16 protein-coding genes are annotated in these 16,932 nt (G+C 45.4%); 12 read left to right on the top strand and 4 right to left on the bottom strand.

Going from position 1 to position 16,932, the window contains the following annotated elements:
• Positions 1-59 precede the first annotated feature (59 nt).
• The 6 genes from nadA to HPL003_RS21990 all read left to right on the top strand — a co-directional run bounded on the left by nadA (position 60) and on the right by HPL003_RS21990 (position 6,037).
• The gene (gene nadA, locus HPL003_RS22015; RefSeq protein ID WP_014281985.1) at positions 60-1,166 is read left to right on the top strand and encodes a quinolinate synthase NadA; all 1,107 of its coding nucleotides are present in this window, start codon (positions 60-62) and stop codon (positions 1,164-1,166) included.
• 189 nt (positions 1,167-1,355) lie between these two features.
• The gene (locus tag HPL003_RS22010; protein ID WP_014281984.1) at positions 1,356-1,676 is read left to right on the top strand and encodes a hypothetical protein; all 321 of its coding nucleotides are present in this window, start codon (positions 1,356-1,358) and stop codon (positions 1,674-1,676) included.
• Entirely contained in the window at positions 1,642-2,475 is an 834-nt protein-coding gene (gene yidC / locus HPL003_RS22005) for a membrane protein insertase YidC (protein WP_014281983.1), read from the top strand. Before HPL003_RS22010 ends, yidC begins: the two co-directional genes overlap by 35 nt.
• A 369-nt stretch (positions 2,476-2,844) precedes the next feature.
• Positions 2,845-3,513 (top strand): phosphatase PAP2 family protein, encoded by a 669-nt coding sequence (locus HPL003_RS22000; RefSeq protein ID WP_014281982.1) that lies wholly within the window; start codon positions 2,845-2,847, stop codon positions 3,511-3,513.
• 440 nt (positions 3,514-3,953) lie between these two features.
• Positions 3,954-4,664 carry a response regulator transcription factor gene (locus tag HPL003_RS21995; RefSeq protein WP_014281981.1) on the top strand — a complete coding sequence of 237 codons (711 nt, stop codon included), beginning with the start codon at positions 3,954-3,956 and terminating at the stop codon, positions 4,662-4,664.
• Positions 4,661-6,037, top strand: a complete 1,377-nt coding sequence (locus tag HPL003_RS21990) for a sensor histidine kinase (protein WP_014281980.1) — start codon at positions 4,661-4,663, stop codon at positions 6,035-6,037. Before HPL003_RS21995 ends, HPL003_RS21990 begins: the two co-directional genes overlap by 4 nt.
• An 80-nt stretch (positions 6,038-6,117) precedes the next feature.
• On the opposite strand, the gene HPL003_RS21985 is transcribed toward HPL003_RS21990, so the two are convergent.
• Positions 6,118-6,591: a C40 family peptidase gene (locus HPL003_RS21985; protein ID WP_014281979.1), complete on the bottom strand. Its 474-nt coding sequence runs from the start codon at positions 6,589-6,591 to the stop codon at positions 6,118-6,120.
• A gap of 362 nt (positions 6,592-6,953) precedes the next feature.
• On the opposite strand from HPL003_RS21985, the gene HPL003_RS21980 reads away from it, so the two are divergent.
• Together HPL003_RS21980 and HPL003_RS21975 are read left to right on the top strand one after the other, a co-directional pair.
• Positions 6,954-7,979 carry a glycosyltransferase gene (locus HPL003_RS21980; RefSeq protein ID WP_014281978.1) on the top strand — a complete coding sequence of 342 codons (1,026 nt, stop codon included), beginning with the start codon at positions 6,954-6,956 and terminating at the stop codon, positions 7,977-7,979.
• Positions 7,980-8,000: 21 nt separating this feature from the next.
• Complete coding sequence (locus HPL003_RS21975) at positions 8,001-8,723, top strand: succinylglutamate desuccinylase/aspartoacylase family protein (protein WP_014281977.1); 723 nt, start codon at positions 8,001-8,003, stop codon at positions 8,721-8,723.
• 136 nt (positions 8,724-8,859) lie between these two features.
• Here HPL003_RS21975 and HPL003_RS21970 read toward each other — a convergent pair whose 3' ends face one another.
• Together HPL003_RS21970 and HPL003_RS21965 are read right to left on the bottom strand one after the other, a co-directional pair.
• Positions 8,860-10,203, bottom strand: a complete 1,344-nt coding sequence (locus HPL003_RS21970) for a sugar phosphate nucleotidyltransferase (protein ID WP_014281976.1) — start codon at positions 10,201-10,203, stop codon at positions 8,860-8,862.
• Positions 10,204-10,243: 40 nt separating this feature from the next.
• Entirely contained in the window at positions 10,244-11,074 is an 831-nt protein-coding gene (locus HPL003_RS21965; RefSeq protein WP_014281975.1) for a DUF6492 family protein, read from the bottom strand.
• A 210-nt stretch (positions 11,075-11,284) separates the two neighbouring features.
• On the opposite strand from HPL003_RS21965, the gene HPL003_RS21960 reads away from it, so the two are divergent.
• The 4 genes from HPL003_RS21960 (at position 11,285) to ytfJ (ending at position 14,630) form a co-directional block, all read left to right on the top strand.
• Positions 11,285-12,148 (top strand): YheC/YheD family protein, encoded by an 864-nt coding sequence (locus HPL003_RS21960; protein ID WP_014281974.1) that lies wholly within the window; start codon positions 11,285-11,287, stop codon positions 12,146-12,148.
• 181 nt (positions 12,149-12,329) lie between these two features.
• Positions 12,330-13,037 carry a DUF421 domain-containing protein gene (locus HPL003_RS21955; RefSeq protein WP_014281973.1) on the top strand — a complete coding sequence of 236 codons (708 nt, stop codon included), beginning with the start codon at positions 12,330-12,332 and terminating at the stop codon, positions 13,035-13,037.
• A gap of 334 nt (positions 13,038-13,371) precedes the next feature.
• Complete coding sequence (locus tag HPL003_RS21950) at positions 13,372-14,151, top strand: ABC transporter ATP-binding protein (protein WP_014281972.1); 780 nt, start codon at positions 13,372-13,374, stop codon at positions 14,149-14,151.
• Between the two features lie 74 nt (positions 14,152-14,225).
• Complete coding sequence (ytfJ, locus tag HPL003_RS21945) at positions 14,226-14,630, top strand: GerW family sporulation protein (RefSeq protein WP_014281971.1); 405 nt, start codon at positions 14,226-14,228, stop codon at positions 14,628-14,630.
• Here the strand turns inward: ytfJ and ppk1 are convergent.
• A complete protein-coding gene (ppk1, locus tag HPL003_RS21940) occupies positions 14,624-16,759 on the bottom strand; it encodes a polyphosphate kinase 1 (RefSeq protein ID WP_043922485.1) in 2,136 nt (711 codons plus the stop codon). The genes ytfJ and ppk1 overlap by 7 nt on opposite strands.
• Between the last annotated feature and the right edge of the window lie 173 nt (positions 16,760-16,932).

Here is a 16,932-nt window from a genome sequence, read left to right as displayed (position 1 = left end):
CTTGTCTGTTCGTGGGAAGACGGGACAGACAGCCGCAGAGAGATAATGGAGGGATTCAAATGTCTATGCTTGACGTTTTACAAGGAAACCGTGGACTCATGCCAGAGTATTACAAGACACTGACGGTTGCTGATATGGAGCAGCGTGTCGCCCAACTGAAGCAAAAATGGGGACAAAAGCTGCTTATTCCGGGCCATCACTATCAGAAGGATGAGGTTATTCAGTTTGCAGATATGACAGGGGATTCCCTTCAGCTTGCCCAAATGGCGGCACAAAATCAGGAAGCAGAATTTATTGTGTTTTGTGGAGTACATTTTATGGCAGAAACAGCGGATATGCTGACTACGGATCGGCAAAAGGTCGTGCTGCCAGATATGCGCGCAGGCTGCTCGATGGCAGATATGGCGAATATGGAGCAGACAGAGCGGGCCTGGAAGCATTTACAGGAGATGGTGGGCGACACGATCATCCCACTGACCTATGTGAATTCCACGGCAGAAATTAAAGCTTTTGTGGGGAGACATGGCGGGGCTACGGTGACCTCTTCGAATGCCAAGCAAGTGCTGGACTGGGCGCTGAAGCAGAAGAAACGCATTTTGTTTTTGCCGGATCAGCACTTGGGCCGCAACACAGCTTACGATCTTGGAATTCCGTTAAATGAAATGGCGGTATGGAATCCAATGACCGATCAACTGGAGACGGACCGTGACCCGGCAGCCATAAAAATTATTTTATGGAAAGGGCATTGCTCTGTTCATGAAAAATTTACAGTCGAGAATATCCATCATATCCGTGAGCGCGACGAGAGCATCCGGGTGATCGTTCACCCTGAATGTTCACATGAGGTTGTTCAGCTTGCAGATTGCGCAGGTTCCACGAAATTTATCATCGACACGATCCATGCGGCAGAGCCGGGGACAAAATGGGCCGTGGGTACGGAGATGAATCTCGTGCAGCGTATCCGGCAGCAGTACCCCGAACATCAGATTGAATCGCTCAATCCCGATATGTGTCCCTGCCTGACGATGAACCGGATTGATCTTCCACATCTGTTGTGGGCGATGGAGCAGATTGACCGTGGAGAGCCTGTTGGTGTGATTCGTGTTAACGATCAGGTTAGACAGGATGCTGTACTGGCACTGAGCCGTATGCTTGCTATTCGTTAAGGTTTCTGCTGTTTCAACGACTGTAAAAAACCAAAAGTTTCATAATCCATTTCATTTTCAGTCTTTTTCGAGTAAGAGGAATGCTTCAATTCAGTAGTACGACAACCCGTTGTATCTCTTTCTAATGTAATAGTCGCTTGCCTGGTTTCGTGCTATAATCGTAGCAACAAACCGAAGGAGGTGAATCCCTTGTTTGAGCTTCAGGACCTGCTCCCCTATTTATTTACGATCGGCTTGCTGTGTACAGTAACCTACGCATATCTCGCTCATTTGTACGGCAATGTGCCCGAATGCTGGATAGAAGGCGGGGCCGTGCGCCCGCATGCTTCTCCGCTGATGCCGATAACTGCCCGTGGGCAGGACATGCCTGTTCGGCTGGCACGTCATATCCGGCGGAAGGAAGCGCCGGATGAAGACGCGTCAGATTGCCTCCTCTCGTTGAACGATGGCACAGCCAATCAACGAGGAGGAACATATGAAACGATTCAAGGGATTCACTTTTTGGGGTAAAAAAGAACGGATATTCGGAATCATGTTAACGTTGGCGTTGGTTATGCTGCTTTCCGGTTGCGGTGTGAATGCTGCGGAAATTAATGCACAGACACCCGGATTTTTTAATCATTACGTGGTGTTCCCGCTATCCTGGCTCATTCAGCAACTAGCGCAATGGTTTGGCGGAAGCTTTGGATTGGCGATCATGTCATTGACGCTAATCGTCCGTCTGGCGTTACTACCTTTTATGATGCGACAAACGCGCGCCCAACAGGGGATGAAGCGCAAAATGAGCGCTATGCAGCCTGATTTGGACCGTATTAAGAAAAAGTACGAAAATAAGAAGGATGCTGCCAGCCAGCAGAGTATGCAGCAGGAAATGATGTCGCTATACAAAGAGCATCAATTTAATCCGCTGAATATCGGCTGTCTGCCTATTCTCATTCAGCTCCCGATATTGAGCGGTATGTACACAGCCATCCGGTTAACCCCGGAGTTGGCGTCTCATTCGTTCCTATGGTTCCGGCTCGGACAGCCGGACTGGATTTTGGCAATCATCGTCGCAGTTGTTTACTTGGCACAGGCCAAGCTTTCTCAGTCTCAAATGACGGCTGAACAGCGCAAGCAATTTGCCATCATGGGATATCTCTCACCCATTATGATGGCTGTTTTTTCCTTCAATGCCCCCGCAGCCATGCCATTATACTGGACAGTAAGCGGTACCTTTTTGCTGCTCCAGTCGCTATGGTTCCGTAGACGTTATCCAACGGAGGAAGCAGAGAGTAAGGTTAAGCTTGGAGAAGTTACGCCAACCTAAAAAGAAGATGATGTTTGTTTAATAGCTTGTAATATGTAATAATAGGATGCCATTCGAGCCGTTATAAGGCTTGAGTGGCATCCTTTTTTGCGTTGCTCCATTTTAGGAAGTTCCCGGTTTATACCCGACTTTTTAAGTTCCTTCCCTTAACGCAAGCGGACGATACTATGCTTATTGTAGACAATTCACTTGCGTTATTTTAGACATTATGAAATCCTTATTGGATAAGTTAATTCTTAATGTTGGGGGGGGCTAAGCTGAGCCTATTTTACGCAAAAAGCTAATTCTTTGGGTGAAATTATAAAAGCAATGTGGGTAAAATAAAGAAATGTGGAATCACGAAATGATATCACGGAGGACTAACAAGATATGAAACAAACAACAACAAAGCTACCCATCTCCTTGGCCTTGCTCACATGTATAGTATGTGCGCTCGGTTTCGGTTTAATCGCATTATGGGTTAGCGACCACCAAGTGCGGCATTTTGACCAGAAAATTATTACGAATATTCAACAGTTGGAGTCGCCTGCCATGACCCGTCTAATGAAATTTTTCACCATGATCGGCAGCGGAATTCCGGTTGTAATTATTATTTTAATCGCTATGTTTGTGCTGCACAGAGTATTGGGACACCGCAGAGAACTGCTATTTTTGGCGATTGCTGTGCTGGGATCGGCGCTGCTGAATGCGGTTTTAAAATGGCTATTTCAGCGTGCGAGACCCGAAATTAACCGTATTATTGAAGCGAATGGGTACAGCTTTCCGAGCGGACATTCCATGACCGCTTTTAGTATGTATGCGGCGTTGACATTTTTAGTGTGGAAGCATGTTCCTTCCAGGCTAGGCCGTAGCCTTCTGATTGTGCTAAGCAGCCTGCTGATTATAGCGATCGGAACAAGCCGCATTTATTTGGGCGTGCATTATCCGAGCGACGTTGTAGGTGGCTATTTTATGAGTGGCTGTTGGATGGCGGCCTGTATTTGGTTTTATCAGCGTTATGAAGAACGAAAGAATGCAGCCTCGTCACGGCGGCGTTAAGCTTATCCATGTAATCCTTGGTTGTTTTGCAGCATTTGCTGTTGGGTGAACGGATGTGTATAGGCGTTTGCTCAAGTACATGACCGAACCAATTGTTGTCGTTGATGGTGGTATGACCGTTTAATAGCCAGGGATCAATTTGTGTGTGAGGACTGCTATAGCTCAGTTGGAGGACACAGAACAGAAGAATAGATGAAACTACATGAAGCCGCCCAAATAGTTATGGGCGGTCTTTTATGGTTTGAACAGAGGATTTGGGATCAATGATATGAGTTCTGGCTACATTAATTAACATGAATAAATTACTCCTTAACATCAAAAAATTGAATTACAAAGTTATATTATAGAGCGACTACACGGATAAAAGCTAAAATCAAATAAAAAATAAATGTCTTTTCGATTACTTATTAGTTTTTCTATAGAAAATAGGTGGTTTTGCGGTGAAAAAATCGGTACTGATCATTGATGACGAAGAGAAGATATCCAGATTACTCCAATTGGAATTATCTCACGAAGGATATACAGTTGAAATCGCTCAGACGGGCAAAGAAGGATTGGAAAAAGCTTTGGCACACACATGGGATATCATTATTTTGGATGTGATGCTGCCTGAGCTTAACGGGGTCGAGGTGCTGAAGCAGATTCGAAAAGTGGACAATCATACACCCGTAATTATGGTCACTGCACGTAACACAACTATGGACAAGGTCTCCGGTCTGGATGAAGGTGCGAATGATTACATTACGAAGCCTTTTGAAATCGAGGAATTATTAGCGCGGATGCGGGCCAGCATGAGACATCAATTGGATACCAAAGCTACCTCTTCACAAGAAGAGGACAAGCCGCCGTATCTTCAGGTTGATAACTTGGTGCTGGAACCCAAGACACGTTCTGTAGTGCGGGAAGGAAATCGAATCGAATTGACGCCCAAAGAATTTGATCTGCTTCACTACCTCATGGAGCACAAAAATCAAGTATTGCAGCGAGATCAAATGATTCAGGATGTATGGGGGTTTGATTTTGTCGGTGATACGAATGTAGTCGATGTGTATATCCGATATGTTCGTAAAAAAATCGACCATGGTTACAAAAAAAAGCTGATTAAAACCGTGCGTGGCGTAGGGTATTGCATCAGGGAGGAAGACCATTGAAGCTGCGGACCAAAATTACTCTGCTCAGCTCGATTCTGGTGATGAGCATTCTCCTGTTTGTGGACATCACTGCTCATCTGTTATTTGTCAAAATCGCCACTCGCAATGAAAGAGAAGTGCTGCAAAATAAGTGGACTGAAATCATTGCCGAAACCGGTTCCACGATGATTCTAAAAAATGCATGGGGACCCGAGTTGAAAGATGAGCTTTCAGGAGACACCATCCTGAGGATTTTTGACCAGCAATCCCGTCTTCTGTATGAAGTAAGTCGTCAGTCTCGCTTTAAGCTGGGCGATATACGTTTTAACCCTTCTCAAAGCTCACAGCTGACAGATGTACAGGGTCATAAAATTTTAGTAATTCATCTCCCAGTGCTTTCACCGGAAGGCAATCAGAAGGGAACGCTGGAGATCGTAGAAAAGTGGGATGCGCTTGAAAATAATCTCGATATTTTAGATACGATTTTGGTCACCTCAACTACAGGCGCTATGCTGCTTAGTCTGGTAGGCAGTACGATTTTAGCAAATGCGATATTGCTACCGATTTCGAGCAGTATACAGACAATGCAGGAAATTGAAAGAAGCCTTAAATTCAAAAGAATCCCCGCTCGCACTCACAATCAAGATGAATTGTCTCAAATGACCGCGACCTTTAATCGAATGATGGACAGATTGGAAGAGAGCTTTCAAAGCCAGCAACAATTCGTCTCAGATGCTTCGCATGAGCTCAATACCACATTAATGATCATTGAGGGCTATACTAACATGCTGCGGCGGTGGGGCACGCGTGACGAGGACATCTATAAGGAATCCATTGAATCCATCTATGGAGAAACTCAGCGCATGCGAACGATGACACAGCAATTACTGACTTTGGCTTCCTCACAGCAAAAAGAACCCGAGCCGTATGAACGGATAGAGCTGATCGGTTGCTGTCAACAGGTAATAGCGCATTTCAAGCCTGTACATGATCGTCAAATAACTATTTTTACAGATGAAAAAGAAATCTGGCTTGATGCCAACCTTGCAAAAATCAAGCAGCTACTAGTTATTTTACTTGATAATGCTTTAAAGTATAGCTCGGCTCCAATCGAAATATTGCTGTCTACAGATGAAAAGGATGTGCACATCCGAGTCAAGGATTATGGAATCGGGATACCAGAGGGCGAGGTCAAGCGAGTCTTTGAACGGTTTTATCGGGTAGACAGCTCCAGGCATCGTAAAACCGGAGGAACTGGGCTCGGGCTGCCGATTGCCAAGGCTATTACAGACATCCATCAGGGGACGATAGGTATGGAAAGCGTAGAAGGAGAAGGAACGGAGGTGACCGTTACACTGCCTCGAATACAACAGGAAGGGCTGTCCCTCCGGTAGACATATCTACTCGCGGAACAGCCCTTTGTGTTGATACTTATAAGTGGCCATAGAGGAATGGAATCTCATCTATGCCTGTCCTACAGGACACGACGTGCTGTAGTGTAATGGGAACTCCACCAGCCTGAATTAAGGTCCGTGATCGTTACGCCACCTTTACCAAATGTGTGTAAAATCTTGCCGTCTCCCATATAAATGGCTACATGGTGAATTGGGGAATAGAAAAAGACCAAGTCGCCTTTTTGCAACTGACTACGCGGTACAAAAGTGCCGACGGTCGATTGCTGTCTGGACGAACGCGGAAGCTTGATTCCATTTTGTCCAAAAACATATTGAGTAAATGAAGAGCAATCAAAAGAGCTTGTGTTGCCTGCTGGAGCGCCATGTTGATAGCGTACACCCATAAACTGGGAACCAGTGGAAATAATCTGATCAGCTGTGCTCACAGAAGCGGCATGTGTGGTGTCAGGTCCAATTACTAAACTCCCGGCACCAAAAGCCAAAGTCATCGTAAAGCAAACGCCCATCCATAGTTTTTTTGAAGTATGTGTCATATAACATTCCTCCATTATTTCGTATTTTGTATCTTGTCGTGATGTCTATGAGTTGACAATAACACAAATAAAATATCCTGAATTTACCACTCAGGGTTACAGTCCTGTAACCTCAACGCTTTTTCCTCATTTATTAGAAAACGATGAGAATTTTCACCTGAAATTTTGATTGACAGAACGTGCATTTCCCCCTTATCACTGGGTTCGTATGACAAAAAGCGACTTACAGATGATTCGCACAAGCAATCACGCAAAATATACATACCTATATACTACAGTTTATAACTTGTACAGGAGCAAGCTCAGGTTCCTGTTATATCGTAAAAATCACACCGTATTTCCGGTCAGGAAGGGGAATTCGTATGGCTTCAAAGCAGATTAAAATGCCCAAAGGCCGACCTCTAACCATTGTTCAGGTCATCTCCAACTATCCCAATGCACAGCCGGTACCCTCCATCAAGGGTGGAACGGAAAAGGTCGTGTATGAATTAACGGAGGAACTGGTAAGACGAGGACATCATGTATCTTTGTTTGCCGCCCGTGGGAGCAGGAGCAGTGCGCGACTGATTACCTATCCCAAGGGTTTGAAGCACGATCAGATCCACCAGTACGTCCTTAAGCACATGCCTCCCGGAACACACATCATTCATGATCATACCTTTCGTTCTGCTGTGGGGCGCAAGAAGCTGCCTTGTCCGTCGGTATGTACGGTCCATCTCCCCGTGAAGAGACACGGTAAAAATCCGGTATATGTCAGCAAACGGGCACGCCAGCTTATGGGTGGGGGCAAAGGATTTTATGTCTATAATGGTATCAACACACATGAATACGAGTTCAGCAGCGAGAAGCGCGGCTATTTGCTGTTCATGGGCAGGATTATACGAAATAAAGGCGTATTGCAAGCCATTCAGGTTGCAGAACGAACAGGAAAAAGACTGCTCATTGCCGGCCCTATCAAAGCCCCGATATTTTTTCGTCAGGAGATTCAGAAACGAATTCAGCGTAATCCCAATATCCGCTATGTGGGAGCCGTGGGAGGCAAACAAAAGCAGAAATTGCTGAAGCATGCGGAATGTCTGTTGTTTCCGACCCTGTGGGAAGAGCCATTCGGACTTGTGATGGTGGAGGCGATGGCTTGTGGCACACCCGTACTGGCTCTGAAAAATGGCTCCGTTCCCGAGGTGCTCTCAGGCTTTCCACAATTGATTTGCCAGTCGATTGACCAAATGGTGCGAAAGGTGCAACAAAAAAACTACCCGTCACCAGCCAAGCTTCGCCTGTATATCACGCAAAGATTTACCAACAAACAGATGACCGATAAATATGTGAAACTATACCGTGACATTATCCGCGGGCAAGGAGAGGAGAAAAGGGCACCGAAAGCCTGAGCCTAAACGGAGGTGAAGGGAATGAAGGTAACAACGCATATACTTGGAAAGGGTTATTCTTGGGCCACTCCTTATTATATAGCTACAGGGGGACAGAGAGGTCCGCATGTGATGGTGGTCGCGGGCATACATGGCAAGGAAATAGCAAGCATCCGCGCGGCTGAGAAGCTGGTAAAGCTGTTGAAGCAGCAGAAACTACAAATCAGCCAAGGCAAGCTTATTATCGTACCGATCGTGAACCAGGCGGCTTACCGCAAACGAATCAGGGGCGTACCCGATCTCAATCGAACCTTTCCACGCACAAAAAAGCAGTCGGCATCCAATCCACTTTCCGCTGCGGTATTCCAATTAACAAATAGGCATCAACCCGAGTGGTATCTTGACCTGCATGAAGCCAACGGATTGTCACAAAAGGATGCCAAGGTGCTGGGTCAAACGCTAATTTCCAATAAGGGCAATCCGGCAGTCCCTGCGGTGCGTCGAACTATAAAACGAATGAACCGTTCCATCAAGAATAAAAACCGACATTTTAACCTTCGGCTGCATGAGCTTCCAAGTTCCTCCCGTACGGCAGCAGCCCGTATCCTGGGCGCACGCGCGGTCACCGTAGAAACAGGCTGGAGTCTGTCCAAGAATGTACGTATCAAGTATCAACTGGAGATCGTACGGCATTTTTTAAGAGAAGCCGGCATGATCAAGGCCAACGAGGTATACTTATCTGCCAAGGTTAGAGCTGTTACCTAATGAAAATGTAACATTACAAAATAAAAATCGCTTCTAGAGCAAGGGATTCTCCTTTCCCATACTCAAAAGCGATTTTTTTATTTGCCATTCTCGTGCATAAAATTGATTTTTGGGGCTTATGTGACATCTCTATGCGTCAGGATTCGGATTTATAGAAGGCGCTGACCAAGCTTTCCCCCAGACGAACCTCGATCAGCTCCAATGGTCTATCCAGATCGGCGTGGATCGTGTGATACGTATCGACCTGTATACGAAAGACTGAACCGCTTGCCGCCGCAAAACGTTCTCCGTTTAGCATGACCTCACCCCGGCCGGAAACGATCGTCCACACTTTCAGCCCACTGCCGTGACATTGGCCGTTTAAGCGATGATCTGGCAGGACTGTCAAACGTATGGCAAGAATATCGTCCAAGCTCCGATGATCAAATTCGTCCAGCACCCGGTAGCTGCCCCAAGCGGTTTCACCATGCATAGGGCGTAGCTGAAGTGTCCCCAGCTTCTCCTTGATCGCGTTGGCATGACTCTTGGCGGCAATGAGGATGCCGTCAGGGCTGGCAGCAGCAATAATATCCTCCACACCAATGACATGGAGTGGATAGGGCAGCTCATTGACGATATGCGTGCCATGAGCGGGACCGCTGATCTGACCACGCCCAATCACTCGGTTGCCAAGCTGCTCTGATAATGCCTGCCAGCTGCCGATATCGCGCCATTCACCCTCGTAGGGGAGAACGACAGCACGTTCGGCACGCTCCGCAATCTCCTCGTCGAAGCTGCGAACAGGGAGACTGTCATACATTGCGCATAATGCCTTGTCGTTCAGTGGCAAATCACTACGCTCCATGCAGGCCAGCATATATCGTAGCTTAAAAGCGTAAATACCGCAGTTCCAGAGTGCACCTTGGCTGATAAGCTGCTGCGCTCCCGTGCGATCCGGCTTTTCGGTGAAGCGGGCAACTGACGCATAGGAGATGTTCCCTTTCCTTATACCCCCCCGATCTGGAATGATATAGCCGTATTGGTCGGAGGGATGAGTGGGCCTTGTCCCAAGCATGGCCAGATCAGCTCCACTATCCAGCAACAAACTGGGGAGTGCTGCTACACTGTGGAAGAAATCATTCCCCGCAAACATATCTGCTGGAGCGATACAAACAATTTCATCCAGTCCCACGCCTCTGGCGTGAAAATGAGCAGCTGCCAGTGCAGCTGCGGTGAAGGTTCCCCGTTTGGCAGGCTCGCCTAGAACGGGCAGACGACCTTCCGTATGGCGAAATGCTAAATTTACCTGGCTCCGATGAGCCAGCAGCAGGGTAGAGGAATCCAGCTCGGCTATAGTAAGCTGTCGATACACCCGACTGAGCATAGATTCCTGTTGCCCGTCAGGGGCAGGCAGCAGTCGGAGAAACAGCTTCGAGCGGATATCGTTGGACAATGGCCACAGCCGTTTTCCAGCACCACCGCATAACAATACGATGTGCACAGGCATCTCCTCCTTTGATACAGATCCATTGTGGAACGAATCATTTTGCGGAATATTGTTTCTTTTTAACGATCTGATATACCTTACGTTGATGAAAGGATAAAGAACGATGGCTTTTAGCAAAGGTATCCAATTGTTTTTGCGAGAGGGAAGAAGCCCGACTATGAAGCGCTTTATTAAGTGACTTGCGCAAAATCATCCGAGAGGGCTGCTTGCTGTACAGATAGTTGGCATACGTCTCATATTCGGAAAAACCAAACTGCTTTTTCCGGTCTATACTTTGGATAATTGCGTTATACCAAGCTTTTCCATGACGAGCCTCAATAACCTGCTTGAGACGAGTAAGCCGCGCTTTTTCAAACAGCATATAGTGAGTAACAAAGGACTTCGGTGAGGGAGCCTTCACGCCCATCAGCTTGCGGTAGGTGCGGAAATACTCAGGCTGGCTCCAGCTTCGATAGTAAAATATCGTTTTGCCATCCTTTCGAAACGCATGTGGCCGAATCAAAATCGTATCCGCATCAACGACGAGAAAGAAAGGAGCTTTACTAATTTTATCGCCGTTCATTTTGAGCAATTGCTGATATAGCCAGCCTGAGCGGTCCCAGCGCGCCGTACCGTAACGAATATGATTTTTGGTGATAGGCAGCACCGTCTTTTCGTCTACAAATGTACAGCTTTTGCTGGTACACAGTCGACGAATTCCAGTGCTTTGCGGTGAAACGATATAAATCGTTCCAATTCTGTGCTGTACGTGATGGCGCAGACTGTCTATCACCAGCGGTAATGTGGCAATATCCTTATCAATTGCAGGAATCAGAACATCGATTGTAAGGGAACCCTTTCGTGGCCCATCCGATTGCGCTGACATGCTATTCACTCCCTATATATGCAAATGTACGCGTCCGGCGTCTTACATTATCGTATGCCTGGTCAGGCGAATCCGACCGGGCAAGGCCAGTCGTCCATTTCTAAGCAGCACAGGGCTGATGTAGCTTTCGGATGGGGAGTTGTTGCATACGATGGATTGATCTTTTTTAACAGGAGCGTTCTACCCTAAGATTAGAAAGGAGAGGGGCAAGTGAATTCTTCACAAGCACAGGCTTTGCGCAGCAAGTGGCATAAAACCAAATTGCTGCTCCCGCATCGGGGTATCAAGCCGTTTGTGCCAGATACCCGGAAATATACCAAAGCCAATTTGAAGTTAATGCTGGAGAAGTACGGTATGGTCTATGTAAAACCTGAGCGAGGTACATTCGGTAAAGGTGTAATGAGAGTAGAGCAGGAAGGTCAGCGTTTTGCCTATCAACATGAGGAAAAGCGTTTGGAGTTCAAAAATGTAGAGGCACTATATGCCAGTCTGTCGAAGAAAACGGGGAAGAAAAGCTATCTCATTCAAAAGGGAATCCATTTACTGCGCCATCAGAAGCGCTACTTTGATATCCGGGTCATGGTGCAGCGCAATGCAAAAGGACCGTGGGAGTCTACCGGAATTATTGGCCGGCTCGGTCATCCCCGTAAAATTGTAACCAATTATCATAGCGGGGGTAAGCCGATGGCACTGGCGGAGTTGCTAAAGTCCCATTTACCCCAAAGCAAGCAGGCTGAGCTGATAAAGAAGCTGAATGCCCTGGGCATTACTATTGCCACACAACTGCAAAAAACATATCCGAATTTCCGTCAAATTGGAGTGGACATTGGACTGGATCGCACCTTTACCCCATGGATTATCGAGGTGAATACGAAGCCTGATCCGTATATTTTCAATCAATTAAAGGATAAGTCGATGTACCGCAAAGTTTTAAGCTATTGGCGACTGGCCAATGAAAAGAGCAAGGCTACAGCTCCGAGCAAAGATAAAAATAAGGATCAAGAAAATAATAAGAACAAGGAGGATAAGGTTAAGAATAAAAAAATAGACTCTAAAAAAGCAAAAAGTGCATGAACGAGGAATGAATTCGGTGACTGTAGCTCCGAATGGAGAAATAAAAGGATGAATGCCCTAGTCGGTTCATCCTTTTTACATACTCGATGTTCCTGTTTTATCGCTAACCGAAAATGAGTGTAATGAAAAAAGTGGAATTGGAAAAGCTATATGAAAACAATCAGAACTGAGGTCTTGATATATGGAACTGTGGGAGACCGTGTTAAGGTCAATATCCGCATTTACCCTAATGATGCTTATAGCACGTATATTGGGCAAATCGACTATTGCCCAAATGACCTACCATGATTTTGTGGCTGCCATTACATTGGGGGCCATTACCGCGAATCTTGCCTTTAATAACACAATAAGTATAAGGATTTTACTTACGTCCTTGCTTGTATTTACCGTAATTGCTTACATGCTAATGTTTCTTGCCATGAAGAACCGAAAACTGAGAAGTTGGTTATCAGGAAAACCAACCGTATTAATTCAGGAAGGAAAAATTTTGGAGAGCAATATGAGAAAGCTTAAGATAACGCTGGATACACTGAATCAGGAGCTAAGAAGTAAAAATATTTTTAATATTCAAGACGTTCATTATGCCGTACTCGAAATGAATGGAGCCATTTCCGTATTACCCAAGTGGGAAAGTAAACCTGTAACTAGAAAAGATTTGCATTTGGACGATCGTTCCGAACATATTTTTCCTATTGAATTGATTATGGACGGGAGCATTATTGAAGCTAATTTGAAGGAGAATGACATTACAACAGAGTGGCTACATTCACAGATAAAAAAGAAGGGGCTTTCGATTGAAAACATCAATTATGCTGTAATCAGTTCTAATGGAAATATATATTTTGATGAATATAAGGATCGAATCGAACATCCTGTTGATAAAGAATGAGTAAATATAGACATATAAAATGATTTTGAGGAGGAATCGGCATGAAATCATTTAAGTATGTTCGGAGGACCACACATTCAGCATAACGGATTTCATCGTTTCAAAATCCAAATCATAAAACAACGAAACAGCCCGCTTTTTGCTCCTGTATGTATGGGGGAGCAGAAAGCGGGCTGTTTCGTTTCTGTTACTAATAAGAATTTTATACAGTGAATTTAGAATTGAACAACCTGCAACCCTGTGCTATTCTTACGAAAGTGAAGATTAATGTAGTAAAAGTGATTTTTTACTATGTTTATAAACATCAGATGATATGATCAATAGGAGGATAAACATGAATTCTGTCATTGAACTTAACAATGTAAGCTGGAAAAGGGACAATCGCACCATACTGGATCAAATTAACTGGCAAGTAGCCGAAGGAGAGCATTGGGCTGTACTCGGATTGAATGGATCAGGCAAAACAACGATGCTTAACATGATTAATGGTTACATATGGCCAACTACAGGCAGTGTCGGTGTGCTGGGTCATACCTTCGGGGATGTGGATTTGAGGGAGCTGCGCAAATCCATCGGCTGGGTCAGTTCCTCTTTACAGGAAAGAATCAATGGCAGTCAGCGTACGCAGGATGTTGTCATTAGCGGGAAATTTGCCTCCATTGGCCTTTATGATCAAACAACGGATACGGATTATGAGCAGGCCGTACGCCTCATGACCCAACTGGGCTGTGCTCACCTCGTGGATCGATTGTATCAAGGGTGCTCACAGGGAGAAAAGCAAAAAGTGCTTATTGCCCGTGCGCTGATGGCCTCGCCAAAGCTACTAATTTTGGACGAGGCGTGTAACGGACTGGACTTCTTTTCCAGGGAAGCTTTACTAACCAGCATACGTCAGCTGTCCGAGTCTCCTGGTGCGCCGAATTTGCTGTATGTTACACATCATATAGAAGAAATTCTACCTATGTACACGCATGCCATTCTGATTCGCCGGGGTACCGTTTTTGCCAAAGGCAAAACGACTGATATTCTGAGCAGTGAAACGCTAAGCGATTTTTTTGAAACACCAGTGCAGGTGGAGTGGAGACAGGATCGTGCATGGCTCTCTATGGTCTAGAGAGTCAATGCGGTTTATTCTTTTCCAATCCTGACTACAATGACATAAGAGAACCATTGTAGAGAGGTGAATGAATGTCAGAGCATCCATTACAATCTTTTGTACAAACGGCGAAAGATCACTTAAAGGATATGATGGACGTTAATACGACCATTGGAGAACCGGTTACCGTGTCTGACGGCACCATTATCATACCGATTTGTAAAGTGAGCTATGGCTTTGCGGCAGGTGGAAGCGACTGGGAGAGGCACATTCAGCACTCCGCAAGGGTGACGCCGTCATTCGGCGGGGGTATGGGCGGAGGTGTGGCCGTAACACCTCTCGCCATTTTAATTATCGGCAAAATGGGCGTTCAAACGATCTACCTGGATAACTCTCCTACTGTATACGACAAGATTTTGGATATGGCGCCACACCTTTTGGATAAATTGAACAATCTTATTAAGCAATACCAAACAACAGATGATAACAGTCAGTGAATCAGGTCTGACTCGTTTGGGTATGCAGAGGCTGCCAACGGAGTTATGCTTTCGTTTTGAATAGGAAAAGAGTTGTTTTTCCTTACTACAAGATTTTTAGCCTCTGACTGGCTACGGCAAGGGGGCTGTTCATTGTGCGCCATAACATATCGTCCATCGGGAAGCAGCTGTCGGGCTTTAATATTATCGTTCAGCAACAGCAATAAATATTGGATGACGACAGATTGATGTTCTTCATTCAATAGTGGGCACATTAATTCAATCCGCTTGTCCATATTTCTGGTCATCCAGTCCGCACTGGATAGCCACAATTGAGGCGTGCCGGCATTCTCAAAATAAAAAATGCGGGAATGCTCCAAAAATCGGCCGACAATGCTGCGAACGGTAATATTGTCGCTCAGCCCGGGAATTCCTGGACGCAAGCAGCAGATGCCACGAACGATCAGATCAATTTGGACGCCTGCCTGGGAAGCGGAATATAGTTCGTCGACCAACTGTTTATTCGATAGCGAGTTCATTTTGGCTATAATCCTTGCAGGTTTGCCGCTCAAGGCATGTTCCACTTCGCGCTGAATGCAGCTCAACAACCGTTGTTTCAAATGCGCCGGAGCTACACTGAGGTAATGCCACTGGCTCGGGGCGGAAAATCCCGTAATTTTGTTGAATAAATTGGAGACATCTTCGCCGATCTCCGGATAGGAAGAGAAGAGTCCGATATCTGTAAATATTTGCGCCGATACTTCATTGTAATTTCCGGTGGCGACATGAATGTAACGTCTAAGAGAATCCGCTTCCTTACGTACAACCAAAATCATTTTGGCATGAATTTTCAACCCGGACAGGCCGTAAACAACATGGCATCCTGCTTTTTCCAATTCTTTTGCCCATTCGATATTTCGGGCTTCATCGAACCGTGCTTTCAATTCAACGACTACAGTGACCTGCTTTCCTACTTCGGCAGCTCGATTCAAAGATCGGATAATCCGTGAATTACCGTTTACGCGATACAAGGTCATTTTAATAGCCATAACGGATGGATCGGCAGCAGAATGTTCGACAAAATCATTAACAACGTCAAACGATTCATACGGATGAAATAAGAGAACATCTCTTTTCCGCAACACTGAAAAAAAATCGTCTGTATTCGTAAACTCTCGCGGATAAAGAGGATCAAATCTCGAATGCTTGAGATGCTCATATCCCTCGATAGAATTGGCGAATGACATGAAGTAGCTTAAGTCAATAGGTCCATCATTCGTAATTAAAAACTGGCTTTCAATTTCCAGTTCTTTTTCTAGTAATTCCAGTGCAAATGGATCAAATCCCTTTTCTATTTCCAAACGAATCGGAGTGCCCCATTTTCTTGCGCGCAATACTTTCTCCACTTCATCAAGAATATCTTCAGCTTCTTCCTCGTTTAAATCAAGGTCTGCATTTCGAGTTAAACGGAATGCATGGAAAGTAACAGGCGTATACGTAGTAAACAAAGTGTGAATATGCTGCTTAATCAAATCTTCGAGCAAAATAAACTGCCAATGATCATGATCCGATGACGGAACTTTAATATAGCGAGGCAGATTGGACGGAATTTCAACCAAGGCAATATAAACTTCCTTGCCCGGTGCATCGGAAGGCGGCTTCAAACTGACGGCCAAATATACACTTTTCGAACGAATCAGAGGAAAAGGGCGGCTTTTATCGATAGCTAGAGGAGTTAGCACAGGAAATACTTTTTCAAGATAGTAGGTTTCCATTTCTTTCTGCTGCGCAGGATTAAGCTCGCAATAAGCAGTAAAAACAAGGCCCTCTTCCTTTAGCAGTTGAATAATTCGCGCATGGGTTGCATACTGATCTGCTACTAATTGCTCAATCATGGCGATTACTTTATCTTGTAACTGTTGCGGAGTAAAGCCAGTGAAATCGACCTCTTGATTGCCCGCTCTAATTTTATCCATAAGTCCTGCGACCCTGACGCTGACAAACTCATCCAGATTGGTGGAAACAATCGATATGAACTTTGTTCGCTCCAACAGAGGAGTGCTTTCGTCTTGCGCTTCCTCAAGAACACGTCTGTTAAATTGAAGCCAGCTTATTTCACGATTAATATAGTTCACAGCGCATGCCTCCATCTGCTTATTCCTTTTTTCTAAATAATAAATACCGTATTTTTTGGAACAATTGCCATGTGGCGCTAAGGCGGATCGTGATCGTGTCGGGAATATTCTCATGTTCGTTTTTAGTCATGATTGTTAGCTTCCTCTCGTTTAAAATGGGGAAAACTCGCTAAACGAAGTTAGCGAGT

The sequence above is a fragment of the Paenibacillus terrae HPL-003 genome, assembly GCF_000235585.1.
GTDB lineage: Bacteria > Bacillota > Bacilli > Paenibacillales > Paenibacillaceae > Paenibacillus > Paenibacillus terrae_B.
Note: the sequence above shows the minus strand (reverse complement) of the source record. Positions and strands in the feature narration are given on the sequence as shown.

Bases quoted from the DNA above. Each gene is read 5' to 3' on its own strand.
- nadA (WP_014281985.1), top strand. From the start codon at position 60: ATGTCTATGCTTGACGTTTTACAAGGAAACCGTGGACTCATGCCAGAG.
- yidC (WP_014281983.1), top strand. From the start codon at position 1,642: ATGAAACGATTCAAGGGATTCACTTTTTGGGGTAAAAAAGAACGGATA.
- HPL003_RS22000 (WP_014281982.1), top strand. From the start codon at position 2,845: ATGAAACAAACAACAACAAAGCTACCCATCTCCTTGGCCTTGCTCACA.
- HPL003_RS21985 (WP_014281979.1), bottom strand. From the start codon at position 6,591: ATGACACATACTTCAAAAAAACTATGGATGGGCGTTTGCTTTACGATG.
- HPL003_RS21980 (WP_014281978.1), top strand. From the start codon at position 6,954: ATGGCTTCAAAGCAGATTAAAATGCCCAAAGGCCGACCTCTAACCATT.
- HPL003_RS21975 (WP_014281977.1), top strand. From the start codon at position 8,001: ATGAAGGTAACAACGCATATACTTGGAAAGGGTTATTCTTGGGCCACT.
- HPL003_RS21965 (WP_014281975.1), bottom strand. From the start codon at position 11,074: ATGTCAGCGCAATCGGATGGGCCACGAAAGGGTTCCCTTACAATCGAT.
- HPL003_RS21955 (WP_014281973.1), top strand. From the start codon at position 12,330: ATGGAACTGTGGGAGACCGTGTTAAGGTCAATATCCGCATTTACCCTA.
- HPL003_RS21950 (WP_014281972.1), top strand. From the start codon at position 13,372: ATGAATTCTGTCATTGAACTTAACAATGTAAGCTGGAAAAGGGACAAT.
- ytfJ (WP_014281971.1), top strand. From the start codon at position 14,226: ATGTCAGAGCATCCATTACAATCTTTTGTACAAACGGCGAAAGATCAC.
- ppk1 (WP_043922485.1), bottom strand. From the start codon at position 16,759: ATGGAGGCATGCGCTGTGAACTATATTAATCGTGAAATAAGCTGGCTT.